Consider the following 14,284-nt stretch of genomic DNA (forward strand, 5'->3'; position numbering starts at 1 on the left):
AGATGTAGCACACCATGTAGCACTGCATCACACTTGTTGTATGCAAGTCGTAGGTTACCGTAGACAAAAGGAGGAAATTTCACATGAAGAAGTTGATGTCTTTACTAGGTACACTAGCACTAGCCTTCGCTTTCATCCTACCGGTTAGCGCCGATGGACATGAAAATGCAATGGTCCGTGTGCTACATGCTTCACCTGATGCACCGGCAGTTGACGTGTATGTGGATGGGGAAGTCGCGGTCGAGGGAGCAGAGTTTAAAGACCTTACTGATTACTTGACACTTCCTGCAGGAGATTACAACGTTGAAATCAAGCCAGCAGGTGACGCAGAAACAGTCGTCGTTGCAGCTGACCTTTCAATTGAAGCAGGCAAATTCTACACAGCCGCTGCGATCGGTCAACTTGAAAACATCGAGATCGCTGCAATGGAAGATGATGCGAACTTCGAAGATGGAAAATCTAAAGTTCGTGTCGCGCACTTTGCACCAGATGCACCAGCAGTGGATGTCGCTCCTAAAGGTGGAGACCCACTCTTCTCGAACCTTGAGTTCAAAGCTGTGAGTGATTATGGCACACTTGATGCTGGTACGTACGACCTTGAAGTTCGTCCAGCAGGTGCGACGGATGTTGTGAAAGCACTTGATGGTGTGGCACTCGAAGGTGGTAAAAACTATACTGCATTCGCAATCGGTCTCCTTGAAGGAGAACCAGCGTTTGAAGTACTCCTTGCTGCTGATGGCGGAGAAATGGCAATGGCGCCTGAAACAGGACAAGGTGGTCTTGCTCAAACAGCTTCAATGAACTGGTTGCTCGCAGCAGCAGTAGTTGGAGCGGCAGCGGCTGGATTCTACGTCTTTCGTCGTCAGAAGCAAGACGCTTAAACTTGTATTCTTAGGAACCATCGGATTTCTCGTATGGAGCGCGCAAGCGGAAGCCCCAGAAAAATCGTTCATCATGCCAAAGGCTGAATTCGCTGAACCACTCGTGTTGACTTCTAAACAAGTCGATCGGCAATCGTTTCATTCGAACAGTTTCGTCCCATCCCGCCTCGTCATTCCTTCAATCGATGTCGATACATCGATTGAAGCGGTCGGGAAGGACGAGGCTGGAAGGATGGATACGCCTTCTAACGTGAACCAGGTCGGTTGGTATCAATATGGGGCGAAAGCAGGCGCGACAGGAAACGTCGTCTTGTCAGGTCATCTCGATGACTTGAACGGTCCAGCCATCTTTGCGAACCTAGGTCAGCTACCAATCGGAGAAGTGGTGACGCTCCAACAGGATGACCAAGTCGCAACGTATGAAGTCGCTAGTGTGAAACAATATCGCCTTGATCAAGTCCCGCTCGCATCAATCTTTGCGGCGACTCAAGCAAAGCGGATTCAACTGATTACGTGTGCAGGGCCATACGATGAGAAACTAGGGTATCGTGACCGTATCGTCGTCACGGCACATTTAATTGAAACGAAATAAAAGCAGGAGATGCAAACTTACATGTTGCATCTCCTTTTTCATGTCTCATAAAAATAGACCCCAACCAATATGGCTGAGGTCCGTTCATGGATTAAGCGTCCATGCGGTCTAATAATTTTGAGAGTAAAATGAGTTCTTCATCAGAGAAATCAGTGAATACATCCATCAAATATTCGATCTTCATGCTTTCTAACGTTTCGAACAACTCACGACCTTCATCTGTCGCTTGAAGTTCGACGACACGGCGATCCCGCTCGCTGCGTTCGCGAGAAATCAATCCTTTTTTCGTCAACTCATCAGCGAGTGCTGTGATCATCGAAGCTGAAAATTGAAACTCGTTCGACAAAGCAGAGGCGATTTGAGGACTCTGTTGACAGAGAGAACGTAGAATGAAGAATTCATTACGAGTCAAATATTGTGAGAACATCGAACGGAGATTTTTTTTCACTCCACGATAGTTCATCCGGATTCCACGTTCAGCATCAGCGACGAGCTGACGACGTGAAGCAGTTGGTACAGGTGTTGTCATCCTCGAAACTACCTCCTAGTGATAATATTATTCATATATACTTCAGAACATAGAAACATTCTACATTAAAAACATGTTGTCTGTAAAGTTATAAAGGCTCGTCTTTCGCACGGATTTGTTGAATGATGTCCTCATAATGTTTTAAGTCAGGATAAAATCGTCTAAAGAAGAATTCGATTTGCGGGTCATCACCTTCTGCCAACAGTTTGGCCAGGACAGCGTATACGACACCCATTCCTTGTCTCGGTAACAGGGAGGAGGGGAGTAATGTCGCACATTGTACGGCTTGCGTATAGTAAGTTGAAAGCGTGTCATTCAAATCTTTGAACGTTCGGATATCTGCATAATGGAACATCCGAGTCAATTCAACGATTGCCGAGAGATCGGTCTCAAGCAACCATTCACTTTGGAAGATGGCATTGTCTAATTTTTCAACAGTCTGGTCGTTGGCGATATAATAGTTCAAATTGTCTCGAGTAATTGTCACTTTCTCCGGAGAATCAAGAATTTGTTCAACCGTTTCTTGTTCGAATGTTCGCAATTGTTTACGGATATTCACAAACTCAGAATCAGCAATCTCTAGCAGTCCGGCGACACGACTGAAACTTCTTTTGATTTCAGGAGGGACGGCATTTGGATTTTTATAACCGAGGTCATGCTCAATTTCGGCCCAAGCATGCTGTAGAATCGAGCGGACTTGAATTTCCGCTTCTTTTTCTGCAAAGCGACGGTACTCACCGAGAGCGAGTCGTTTCTCACTCAACTCCACGACATAATGTACAGACAAATAACCGAACTCGTTGGAATCAAGCAAAGTTGATTTATCAATTGACTGTTCTCGGTCAATGGTGAACTCGTCCTCTAATATTTGTGCGACAGTTCGCACATCATCATGAAAGTATGTGACGATACGGATCCCGGCAAGGTCTTGGACATCACGTAACGATCGATATTGATAAGGTTTACGAGATAATTTGGCATAGAGACTATCCGCCTCTTTGGCACGGGCGACTATTGAATGAAACTGGATTCCGGCTTCCGTCAATAATTCACTGAGGAGTGCCTTCAGTTTAGTGGCAAATGCTTCGTAATCTTCTTTTTCATTCAAGTATTCAAGCATGATCGTGTTCAAGTCTTGTTTCGGCACGGAACTCACTCCTTTTCTCTGTCTTTAGTATATCATCTCCATTACGAAACGATATGGTAGCATATGTACAGAGGGGGAATGAAGATGAACCATACATTCCGGTCATCCGAGAGAGAAAAACTAGAAATCATCGCAGGTTTACTACAACAGGCCGATTATCGGATATCCCGCATCCGAGAAGACGGGAATCAATATGTCGTGACCGCGCGCTTGGTGGGGCGGGCTACAATCAAAGGTGAACGTGAACGCATCGAAGGAATCGTGCAACATTTTGATGTGGAAGAGTGGACACTCCACGAATAAACGGTGATGATTCATGTTTACACCCTCATTTTTCGGGAATAACAAAAACAGTGAAATATATGAATGTGAACGTTTAGGAGGATGGGGCATGTTAGAAACAAGGGTAGTAAATGATATGACGACGGTAGACCATGAAGTGAACGAGATGGTTTCGGGAGGATGTGTAAACGAACACATCTATTTATTTGCCAAAGACGAAGAATTGACGATTCGATTGGCGGCAGAAGCAGGTGTCCAACCGTACCGTATCCCGGAAAAGGGGATGTTCGAGTCGTTGCTCTCAAAATTCACAAGCAATTCGGAAGATCGGATGGAACAGATGGAAAGCTTAGGTCTCACGAAAGAGATGGTCGACTCACTCGAGCGTGAAATCAAGGATGGTAAAATTGTATTAGTCTGCGATAAATAAAAATGGACCGGTAGCCCGGTCCATTTTTTAGTGCTTCGTTTGATAATAGGCATTGACGATTCTGCGCAACGATTGCTGGTCGAGACGAAGCTTTGAAAAGCCTGCATCTTTTAACAATTGTTTTGTGTTTTCGTCATGGAACGTGATATTCCGATTCAAGTATGGATTGAATACCTTCACCATGTCGTTAAATGACTGTTCGACAGAGCTGAGTGTGTCTGTCGGTGTCTCCGTAATCGTCAAGTGTGGGAACGAGAGCGACTCTTTCATATAATCGAGCATCATCTCATTGCGTGGTGGCGAGTCATTCGTGACGTTATAAATCGTACCCGCTTTTGCATGCTCGATCGCGGCTAAAAGCACGTCCGCGACATAATCGACCGGAACAAGGTTCGAGGTACCTGAGGCTGACCCGATTAAACGGATTGACTCAACGCTATGACCCCGCCGTTCCAGTTTACGTTTAAACAATTCAAGTGCACGCATATACCCATACATCGTGAATTTCGAATCCGCTTCTCCGGTTTTAGAGTCACCGACGATGATTGCCGGACGGAAGATCGAGACGTCGAGCTCATCTCGTGATTGCCAGACCGCCTGTTCGGCATGTGCTTTGCTTTCTTCGTATGGATTTAAAAACGATTGCGACACATCATATAACGTCTCGCCACCGATTTCTTTTGCCCCGAGTGTATAAGCGGTGCTCACATGGAAAAATCGAGGTGCATCAATCAACTTGGCCAATCGAAGGGCCTCTCTCGTCCCGGTTAGATTCGTTTCGAACAATTCTTCTCTTAATTCTTCGTCAAATTTGACGAGTGCTGCCATGTGTAGGAATAAGTCCACTTTTCCCTTGTGTGAATCGATGAATCGTTCATCGGCACCGAGTGCGCGCGCCGTCAAATCGCCAGGCAACACATCGATTGATTTTCTTTCTTCCGCCGTGAACTGGGCGTTTACTTTCTCCGGTGTTCGGGCGAGCATACAGATTCGATGCCCTCGTTCAATCAACTCTTTAGCGAGTCGTCCCCCTAAAAATCCTGTTCCACCAGTCATAAAAATATACAATCGCGTTCTCCCTCTCTGTGACATTCTGCATCCATCATATCAAGTCTCGTCAGATGTAGCCACTTTGCGTCTTTTAAAAATTCATGTTTAAAAAAAATCGAAGTCGGTTAAGAACTATAGAGAAGCGTACGAACGGTGCGTAAAGACAGCTTGCCTGTCAAATCCATTGAAGTGAGGTTTTTTAGAATCATGGCAAATCTATTCGGAACAGACAAGGATGACGTAGCAAAGAAGCAACAAGACATTGAGAAAACGGTTCAAGAAAAAAATATTACCCAAATCCATCTTTATTTCTCAGATGTACTCGGTGATTTAAAACTCTTGACGCTTTCGGCAAAATTGTTGCCTGAGGTTTTTGAAGGAAAAACAATGTTTGATGGTTCTTCAATCAACGGATTCTCTTCCATCAAAAACTCCGACTTATTCTTGAGACCGGATTTAGATCGTCCACGTTATGAGCAAGATGGTGATGAGAGTATTTTGGCGTTCTTCTGCGATGTGTGTACACCAGAAGGTGAACGATATGAATATGATCCACGGAATGTGTTGAAAGATGCACTTGAACGAGCTGCACGAGACGGCTACTCGGTATTCGTCGGCGCAGAACCTGAATTCTTCATCTTTGATGAAAATGGAGAGTTTTATGACGAAGCAGGTTACTTCTCGACGCGTTCAGAAGACAAAGGTTATGAAGTACGTCAACATATCGCAAACCGATTGAGCAATGTCGGATTCAATATTGAAGCGGTTCACCATGAAGTTGCTCCTGCGCAACATGAGATTGGTATCAAGTACGACGATGCGCTCCATACGGCGGACAACATTCAATTCTTCAAAGAAATCGTCAAAATCGCGGCAAAAGAAAAAGGGGCATCTGTCTCATTCTTACCAAAGCCGTTACGTGACGTGAACGGTTCTGGGATGCACTTGAACATCTCGGTATGGAAAAATGACGAAGACGGGAAAGCGACGAACAATGCGTTTGATGAGGCCGACGCGGATTATGGACTTTCTCAAACAGCACGTCATTTCATCGAAGGGATTTTAAAGCATGCCCGTGCGACGGCTATCTTTACAAACCCACTGCCTGAGTCATATGAGCGTCTCGTTCCTGGATTCGAGGCACCGGTCAATATTTGCTGGAGTCCGTCGAACCGCAGTTCGATGATTCGAATCCCAGCTTCCCGTGGAAGCGCGACGCGTGTCGAGGTTCGAAACCCTGACCCGAGTGCTAACCCGTATTTGGCACTTGCCGCCCTCATCTACGCTGGTTTAGAAGGGATTGAGCAGAAGCTTGAACCATCTAAGCCGAACGAAGACGACTTGTTTGAGTATTCAGCTAAACAAATCGAGAGCCAAGGAATCGCTTCGCTCCCTGCGACGTTCCATGAATCGATTCAATCGCTGAAACAAGACAACTTCCATGATTACTTTAACCACAATATGATCGATCGCTATTTGTCACTCATTCAAGTACGCAAATAAAAAATGACGCCAGCCGATTCAATCGGCTGGCGTTTTTTAAAGATTAATGGATTCCGCGCATATATACTTTGATTTTTGGTGCGAGTGCGAACAGAATCAAGCTTAAAACGATGGCGACACCACCGATTACCCCGAAATAGAGCATCTCGTTCTCAGGTGAGTAGAACTTGACGAGCTGTGCGTTGATTCCTTGTGCGGCAGCGTTCGACAAGAACCAGAGTGACATCGTTTGAGCGGAGAATGCTGCTGGTGCAAGTTTTGTCGTAGCCGACAAACCGACCGGCGATAAACTTAGTTCTCCCAAGACAACGATGAAGTAACTCAAGACGAGCCAAAGCGGGTTGACAAGGGCATCCGGACCGCTGAAGTAAGCAGGAAGTAGGATGACCAAGAAACTGATTCCGGCAAACAAGATCCCGAAAGCGAATTTCGTCGGGATGCTTGGCTCACGGTCTCCAAGGCGTACCCAAAGCCAAGCAAAGACCGGTGCAAGTAGAATGATGAAAAGCGGGTTCAACGATTGGAACCAAGCTGGAGACAACGTGAATCCGAAGAATTCAAGGTCAGTCCGTGTATCCGCATAACTCGCAAGGATTGTTGCCCCTTGCTCTTGAATCGCCCAGAACATGACGGAGGCGATGAAGAGCGGGATATAGGCAATGATGCGTGAACGCTCAACCTCTGTCGTTTTTGGACTGCGATACATGATGATGAAGTAAACTGTTGGAATTGCGATTCCGAACACCCCGACGAGCGAGATGAATGTGTTAATCGTGAACCAGCCGAGTGGGATCAAAATCGCAAGTAAGATGGCGATTCCGATTGTGACAAGGCTGACGATTCGAATCGTTTTCTTTTTCTCATCAGGAGATAACGGGTTCGGTACGTATGAGCCGGCAAGACCAAGGTTCGTTTTACGCGTCAATACGAAGACGACGAGTCCAACGAACATCCCGATGGCAGCAAGGGCGAAGCCCCAATGGAAGCCGTAATCTTTTTGAACTTGTCCAACGATGAGCGGTGAAATGAACGCGCCCAAGTTGATACCCATGTAGAAGATACTGAATCCAGCGTCACGACGGCGATCCGTTTCACTATACATATCTCCGACTATACTTGATACGTTTGGTTTCAATAAACCCGTACCAATAACAATCAACGCCATCGAGATGAATAAGAAGACGACGCTACCTGGAATCGAGAGGACGATGTGTCCGAGCATGATGAACACACCACCGTAGAAGACCGCCCGTGACGTCCCGAATACTCTGTCCGCAAGCCATCCCCCAATGACCCCTGACATATAAACGAGTGCACCATAGACGGACATAATCGAGAGCGCGACGTTACGGTCGAGCCCGAGTCCACCTTCAGAAACCTCATAGTACATATAGAATACGAGGATGGCCCGCATGCCATAGTACGAGAAACGTTCCCAAAATTCAGTGAAGAATAAGGTGAACAACCCTTTCGGTTGTCCGAAGAAGCCTTTTTGTGGAACACTGTCCACGATTGTCTGTTTATCGATCCTTTCCATGAAAGATCCCTCCTTAACCGTTTTATCATAAAAAGGATTATTATGATTGTAAAGTGAATTGAATGATAATTTCAAATTTTAATAAAGATGCAAAGAATGAAAAGACCACACTTCCATGAGCAGAGAGTGTGGTCGATGAGTGATTACGCTGTCTTTTGCTTTGCTTCCGTTGCCTGGACATGACGTCCGAGTTGCCAGTAAATGATGCCAGATAGGCAACTTGCGCCGCCGATCAAAATCAGTGCGATATGCCCGGCACGATTGTCGAAAAAGACACTTGCGATGATTGGTGCCGTCACACCGCCAATTAGCCATTGAATACTTGCAGCCCCATTATAGGCACCGCGCATATTCTCTGGCGCAATCAAGGCGATGAACGTCTGTTGGACAGGCGACATAATCATCTCGCCAAGCGTGTAAAACGCGTAGACGGCGAGTAAGATACCAACGAGTGGAAGGTAAGGAACATCAAGTGCGTACAAAGCTCTAGGGACGATGGCGAGTAAAATCATCCCGATTCCGAAGACGGTCGCTCCGGCAAGCATGACTTTCCCAAATGGTTTATTCCCTAGCTTCGAAGCGATTGGAAACTGGAAGAGGACGACCATGATTCCATTAAGTGCCAACAGGTATGGGAATGGGTTCTGTTGCGCGGTGTATGTCGGGAGCGACTCTTTCAAAAAGAGCGGTAACATGCTCTCGACGACTGAGAATCCCATTGATATGAATATACCCGCAAAGATGAAGATCAGAAACACGCGGTCATTATAAAATACGCGCAACACTTCCCGGTTGCTCGGGGTCTCATCTTCTGTGAACTCCGGCAATGATTCGCGAATGAAGTAGCCGAGCGCGAGGGCATAAAGACCGAAGATGAACGCCGCTGCAAAGAAAATTAGCTCGCGGTCGATGAACAGTACCGCACTCCCGAGGAGAGGTCCAAACGCAGCACCGATGTTATGCCCCATCCGTAATAGGCCGAATGCTTCGTTCATATGCTCGGGTTCTGTGACGTCAGCAACCATCGCACTAGCAGCGGGATGGAATAGTGAGTTAGTCAAACCGAGCATCGCATTTAGTAACAATAATGGCCAAAACGAATCCGCGAACGCAAAACCAATGAGGGCAAGCGCGTCACCAATGATGGCAATCATCATGATCGGTTTTCGCCCGTAGAGATCGGCGAGTCGGCCGCCAATCATCGAGCCGAGGAGCGCCATGATTGGTCCAGTTGCCATAATGATTCCGACTTGAAGGTAGCTATCTAACTGGTCGCTATAATAAAGGACTAAGAATGGGGCGATCATGAACATCATGATTCCCGTAATCGTCTCCCCTAAGAAACGAATCCAAATATTGCGGTCAAGCCGCTTGAGTGATTGAAACATACAGGTCACCTGCTTTATTTAATTTTAGACACAAAAGGGACGTCATATGCATAAAGGCATACGACGTCCCACGTTGTTTATGCATGCCTCGATAGGCAGGCGTCTTAGATCTGTTTCAATCGAAGAGGTGCCTGCCAATCAGTATGAACTTGAGTGAATGGTTTCGAAGATACTACTGACATGGGAACCTCTCCTTTCTGTTAATTGTGTTCTTCTCTTCAACTGTATGACACATTTCATGAATATGTCAACAGAATCATGAAGGGATTTAAAGTAACTCATTCAAATTTTTACGATTCAAACGATAGTCAATGAGTCTAGACAAGACGACTTGAATCATCGCAGTGATAGGGACACTCACGAACATGCCGACGAGACCGAACAGGCTGCCCCCGATAATGATGGACGTGATGACCCAAAATGGCGTGATCCCGACACTGTCACCAAGAATTTTCGGACCGAGCCACAATCCATCGAATTGTTGCAACAAGAAGATGAACAAGAGCACCAACACGGCGGTGAACGGGTCATAGAAGTATGTGATGATGAACGCCGGAATCATCCCAAGTAGTGGACCGACATAGGGGATGAAGTTGAGGACGCCGACGATGACACCAAGAAGTAGCGCATATGGCGCACCGATGATCAAAAGTCCGATGACAGCCAAAACACCGATGATGAGACAGTCAAGTGACTTTCCGATGATGTATCGTTTAAAAATATAATCCATCTCCTGAAAGATATCGATCGTCGTCTTTGCAGTACCGACGGGTAAAAGCGCGTAGAGAAGGCGCTTGAACATACGAGCGAAGACTTCCTTGTCTTTCAAGAGATAAATTGAGATGACAATCCCAATCAAGAAGTTGATCAATGTCATCGTAAAACTTGAGACATAACCGACAGACGAGAGGACGGCTGTTTCGACCCATCCCGAGTAGCGGTCCTCGAAGCGAGCAAAATCAATCGCCTGGGCGATGGTTGCGTTATAGTCTTTCAAGTAATTGTTTACATCACCAAGAAACGCATCGATTTGACGGATATAGACCGGTAACTCCTCGATAAGTGATGAAAGACTCGAGTAAATCCGTGGGAACAAGGTGACGACCGAGATCGCTAAAATCCCGATAAATGTGATATAGACGATGAGCAGACCTTGATACCGCTTCAAATGGAACCGTTCTTCTATATAAGAGAGTACGGTGTTGAGTAGTAAAGCGATGGCAATCCCCATGATAATCGGGGTCAGTAACTGAAACGTGTACTGCAAAACACGTGAGATGGTATCCGGTTCACTGATGACACGCCATAAGACGAGTAAAATCAGACCGATCACACTGAGTTTCCAAATAAGTTGACGATTAAGCTCCAATGCTCTATCCCCTCATACAAATATAATTTTTCTACCCTTTTACTATGAATGTTTTTTGAAAAGGATTCAATAGATGTTCACCTTGAAAAAAAATATTTGACACCGTTGGAAATGTCTGGTTAACTTAGGGACATACTAAAATTACATAGCGAATAACACTTTCTATCAAGAGAAGCGGAGGGACTGGCCCGATGAAGCTTCAGCAACAGATTGCAAAATACTGTGCTAATTCCAGCAAGGTAACCTTGAGAGATGGGAAGGTGGTTGACTACATACGTCTGTATTGAGCACCCCTTTCCTCAGAAAGGGGTGTTTTTTCGTATCAGGAGGAAGAATCATGGCAGACAAACGTTCACAATTATTAAAATCTTTACCAACCCAACACTTCGTCGGATTAGCAGAAGAGGTCGCGGCGGTAGAGGCTAGTGGAAAGACCGTTATCCGGCTCGGGCAAGGGACGCCCGACTTACCGACTCCCGCTCCAATCTGTGAGGCGCTCGAACGTGCCATCACGGACCCGTCGACACACCAATACGGTCCGTTTCGCGGACAGGCGCGCTTAAAAGAAGCGGTCGCATCATTTTATTCTCGGGAATATGGTGTCGAACTCGACCCGGAACGGGAAGTCGCTATCTTGATTGGCAGTAAATCTGGTCTGATCACACTCCCACAATGCCTCCTCGAACCGGGTGACGGCATCCTACTGCCTAACCCAGGGTATCCGGACTATATCTCGGGTGCACGTCTTGCCGGTGCCGAGATCATCGATTTGACGTTAAAAGAAGAAAACGGCTTCCTTCCGGACTATTCGACACTCGATCCGCTTCACGCTCGACTCATGTATTTGAACTATCCGAGCAATCCGACGGGTGCTGTCGCAACACCGGCATTTTTTGAGGACACCGTCGCATTCGCCAAACAACATGATGTGATGGTCGTCCATGACTTTGCGTATGGAAGCATCGGGTTCGATGGTCACGTTCCTCCGAGTTTCCTTCAAGCCGAAGGGGCGAAAGAAATCGGAATCGAAGTCTATACAATGTCGAAAGCATTCAATATGTCAGGATGGCGTGTCGCGTTCGCGGTCGGGAATGCTGACATCATCGAGGCAATCAACACCTATCAAGACCACGTCCATGTATCTGTCTTCTCTGCCATTCAAGAGGCGGCCATCGTGGCGCTCGAGTCACCTCGCGAACTCCGTGACGACCTCGCGTCGCTTTATGAAACAAGACGAAACCGACTGATTGACGGATTACGCCGTGCCGGGTGGGACATTGAGGCGCCGAAGGGTTCCTTCTTTATATGGGCGAAAGTGCCTGAGGGAGATGCAAAATCTTTCTCGACAAAGTTACTCCACGAGGCGGGCGTCGCCGTCACACCAGGCTATTTCTTCGGAACAGAGGGGGAGCGCCACATCCGATTCGGTCTCGTATCGTCTGAACAGAAGATTGATGAAGCGGTAGAGCGGATCGAGAAATTGTTCGCGGCTTATGAGGAGGTTCATCTATGATTCGTCAGGCGGTACTTGAGTACGATCATTCGAAAGACGCACTTGAGAATCTTCCCGCGCGTATCGGGAAGCGGGAGGCGCTTGTCTTGAGAGGGGAGAGCGGGTATAGCAAGGCGGTGCGCGTGTCGCCTCGCCTCGCGGATCTCCCGAGCGTACGATTTACCGGAGAATGTTCAGACGAGGAAGTTGAACGGTTGAACGGTTATCGACCTGACGTATGGATTGCCGTTGGTGGCGGCAAATTGATTGATACAGCAAAACGAATCGCGGCTTCTCAGAGCGTACCGCTCATTGTCGTCCCAACACTCGTGTCAAACTGTGCCGCCTTCACACCGCTTAGCGTCATCTACACTGAGGAAGGGTCATATATCCGTTACGACACATTTCCGGTCGTCATCGAGCGCGTCATCGCGGATGAACGACTGTTACGTGATTCACCTTACGACTATTTCAAGGCTGGCGTGATCGATACGGTCGCAAAGTGGTACGAGGCCCGATATATTAGCGGGACGACATCAAGGGATGCAGGCATTCAGTCAGGGCTATCGCTCGCGGCACAGTGTGGCAAGTTGATGGACCTGTCGATCCGCGAACAGGATTTCCGTCGCTACGGCACGGACATCCGATATATCGTCGATCACGTCCTCGCAATCGGTGGTGCGGTCGGTGGGTTTGGAGATGCCGGCACACGTGTTGCTGTCGCGCACGCCGTTCATAATGCGCTCAGTCGCTTTGACTCGACTCATCATTGGCTACACGGGGATAAGGTGGGGTTCGGATTGGTGGTTCAAGAGCGACTGGTAGCATCTGAGGACACCGTAATTCTCAAGAACTGGCTTCAATCCATCGGTGCACCAACTTCACTTGCGCAACTTGGTATTCGTTTTGATCAAATCGATGAATTGGTCACATTAATTCGTGAAGAAACCAAGATTCAAGGATTTCGTGATTTCGATGATTCAGAACGGTTAAAAGAAATTCTCATAAATCTTCAAGAAATGGTTTACAAATAATTCTTTTATCAGTAATATAATAACAAAATAATAGAACCGATTGCTTATCAAGAGTGGTGGAGGGACTGGCCCGATGAAACCCGGCAACCAGATCAGTATGATCATGGTGCTAATTCCAACAGACGAGACGTCTGGGAGATGAGCGTGTCCGACTTTCACTTGTCGTGCCCGCCGCTCTTCGTGAGTAGCGGGCTTTTCATTTGGAGGAGGAACTATTTATGAACATCAAACAAAAAACACTTTTGGCAGGTACATCATTACTTGCAGCAATCGCACTTTCCGCGTGTGGACAATCCGAGGAGAGCGAGACGCTCAGCACGGAAGAACTGACGATCGGAGTGACCGGTGGCCCACACGAGCAGATTGCAGAGAAAGTGCAAGAACTCGCGAAAGAGGACGGGCTTGAGATCGACATTAAAGTATTCAATGATTACAACACACCGAACACTGCTCTCGACGAAGGCAGTCTCGACGTGAACAGTTATCAGACGCTCTCATTCCTCGAACTTCAAAAATCGGATAAAGGCTACAAGATTGACGACGTATTTAAAACGGTCGCGTTCCCGATGGGGCTGTATTCTGAGAAGTTGAAAGATATCAAGGATTTAAATGAAAGGGATAAAGTGGCTGTACCGAATGACCCGGCGAACGAACTTCGAGCGCTCCGTCTATACGAAACGGCTGGTCTCATCACATTGAAAGAAGGTCTGACGGATAAGGCGACGAAACGGGATATCGCCGAGAATCCACTCAACCTTGAATTTATCGAACTTGAAGCCTCACAGCTCCCGACACAGCTTCCAGAAGTGGCCCTTGCAGCAATCAATACGAACTTCGCGATGGGAGCTGGCCTTTCGATCAACGAAGACGCGCTTTTCCACGAAGATACGGTCGATAACCCGTACCCGAACTATGTCGTTGTCCGTTCAGCCAATAAAGAAGATGAAGTTGTCGAGACGTTGAAGTCATACTACCATTCGGATGAAGTACGTACTTTCATCGAAGAAGAATTCAATGGTTCTGTCGTACCAGCGTTCTAAGGAGGGATTC

At 47.0% G+C, this 14,284-nt stretch carries 14 protein-coding genes and 2 riboswitches; of the genes, 8 read left to right on the top strand and 6 right to left on the bottom strand.

The annotated features are described in order from the left end of the window. Positions 1–83 precede the first annotated feature (83 nt). Both KNO85_RS06355 and KNO85_RS06360 read left to right on the top strand, forming a co-directional pair. Positions 84–881, top strand: coding sequence for a DUF4397 domain-containing protein (locus tag KNO85_RS06355; protein ID WP_074034410.1), 798 nt, complete (start codon positions 84–86; stop codon positions 879–881). A gap of 73 nt (positions 882–954) precedes the next feature. After that, the gene (locus tag KNO85_RS06360; RefSeq protein ID WP_214787974.1) at positions 955–1,473 is read left to right on the top strand and encodes a class F sortase; all 519 of its coding nucleotides are present in this window, start codon (positions 955–957) and stop codon (positions 1,471–1,473) included. 91 nt (positions 1,474–1,564) lie between these two features. Here KNO85_RS06360 and KNO85_RS06365 read toward each other — a convergent pair whose 3' ends face one another. Beyond that, on the bottom strand, positions 1,565–2,002 hold the full coding sequence (locus KNO85_RS06365; protein ID WP_074034413.1) for a MarR family winged helix-turn-helix transcriptional regulator: 438 nt from the start codon (positions 2,000–2,002) through the stop codon (positions 1,565–1,567). A gap of 88 nt (positions 2,003–2,090) precedes the next feature. Continuing rightward, complete coding sequence (locus KNO85_RS06370) at positions 2,091–3,149, bottom strand: GTP pyrophosphokinase (RefSeq protein WP_353047807.1); 1,059 nt, start codon at positions 3,147–3,149, stop codon at positions 2,091–2,093. A gap of 84 nt (positions 3,150–3,233) precedes the next feature. Here KNO85_RS06370 and KNO85_RS06375 point away from each other — a divergent pair, with 84 nt between their 5' ends. Both KNO85_RS06375 and KNO85_RS06380 read left to right on the top strand, forming a co-directional pair. Next, the gene (locus tag KNO85_RS06375; RefSeq protein ID WP_214787975.1) at positions 3,234–3,452 is read left to right on the top strand and encodes a hypothetical protein; all 219 of its coding nucleotides are present in this window, start codon (positions 3,234–3,236) and stop codon (positions 3,450–3,452) included. An 88-nt stretch (positions 3,453–3,540) separates the two neighbouring features. Then, the gene (locus KNO85_RS06380; protein ID WP_214692491.1) at positions 3,541–3,861 is read left to right on the top strand and encodes a YflT domain-containing protein; all 321 of its coding nucleotides are present in this window, start codon (positions 3,541–3,543) and stop codon (positions 3,859–3,861) included. A 27-nt stretch (positions 3,862–3,888) separates the two neighbouring features. Here KNO85_RS06380 and KNO85_RS06385 read toward each other — a convergent pair whose 3' ends face one another. Next, positions 3,889–4,929: an SDR family oxidoreductase gene (locus KNO85_RS06385; RefSeq protein ID WP_214787977.1), complete on the bottom strand. Its 1,041-nt coding sequence runs from the start codon at positions 4,927–4,929 to the stop codon at positions 3,889–3,891. Positions 4,930–5,118: 189 nt separating this feature from the next. Here KNO85_RS06385 and KNO85_RS06390 point away from each other — a divergent pair, with 189 nt between their 5' ends. Beyond that, positions 5,119–6,414, top strand: a complete 1,296-nt coding sequence (locus KNO85_RS06390; protein ID WP_214787979.1) for a glutamine synthetase family protein — start codon at positions 5,119–5,121, stop codon at positions 6,412–6,414. A 43-nt stretch (positions 6,415–6,457) separates the two neighbouring features. Here KNO85_RS06390 and KNO85_RS06395 read toward each other — a convergent pair whose 3' ends face one another. The 3 genes from KNO85_RS06395 to KNO85_RS06405 form a co-directional block, all read right to left on the bottom strand. Next, positions 6,458–7,951 carry a peptide MFS transporter gene (locus KNO85_RS06395; RefSeq protein ID WP_214787980.1) on the bottom strand — a complete coding sequence of 498 codons (1,494 nt, stop codon included), beginning with the start codon at positions 7,949–7,951 and terminating at the stop codon, positions 6,458–6,460. A gap of 143 nt (positions 7,952–8,094) precedes the next feature. Next, positions 8,095–9,339 carry an MDR family MFS transporter gene (locus KNO85_RS06400; RefSeq protein WP_214787983.1) on the bottom strand — a complete coding sequence of 415 codons (1,245 nt, stop codon included), beginning with the start codon at positions 9,337–9,339 and terminating at the stop codon, positions 8,095–8,097. A gap of 268 nt (positions 9,340–9,607) precedes the next feature. Beyond that, complete coding sequence (locus KNO85_RS06405) at positions 9,608–10,708, bottom strand: AI-2E family transporter (protein ID WP_214692476.1); 1,101 nt, start codon at positions 10,706–10,708, stop codon at positions 9,608–9,610. A 159-nt stretch (positions 10,709–10,867) separates the two neighbouring features. Beyond that, a riboswitch (SAM riboswitch) is annotated at positions 10,868–10,967 on the top strand. Between the two features lie 78 nt (positions 10,968–11,045). Here KNO85_RS06405 and KNO85_RS06410 point away from each other — a divergent pair. From KNO85_RS06410 to KNO85_RS06420, 3 genes are all read left to right on the top strand, one after another. Beyond that, complete coding sequence (locus KNO85_RS06410; RefSeq protein WP_214787986.1) at positions 11,046–12,221, top strand: aminotransferase class I/II-fold pyridoxal phosphate-dependent enzyme; 1,176 nt, start codon at positions 11,046–11,048, stop codon at positions 12,219–12,221. After that, entirely contained in the window at positions 12,218–13,234 is a 1,017-nt protein-coding gene (locus KNO85_RS06415) for an iron-containing alcohol dehydrogenase (RefSeq protein WP_214787989.1), read from the top strand. Before KNO85_RS06410 ends, KNO85_RS06415 begins: the two co-directional genes overlap by 4 nt. Before the next feature lie 41 nt (positions 13,235–13,275). Beyond that, positions 13,276–13,379: riboswitch (SAM riboswitch) on the top strand. 73 nt (positions 13,380–13,452) lie between these two features. Continuing rightward, positions 13,453–14,274 carry a MetQ/NlpA family ABC transporter substrate-binding protein gene (locus tag KNO85_RS06420; RefSeq protein WP_214787992.1) on the top strand — a complete coding sequence of 274 codons (822 nt, stop codon included), beginning with the start codon at positions 13,453–13,455 and terminating at the stop codon, positions 14,272–14,274. The last annotated feature ends 10 nt before the right edge of the window (positions 14,275–14,284 follow it).

This window comes from Exiguobacterium sp. s124 (genome assembly GCF_018617485.1).
Taxonomy (GTDB): Bacteria; Bacillota; Bacilli; order Exiguobacteriales; family Exiguobacteriaceae; genus Exiguobacterium; species Exiguobacterium aestuarii.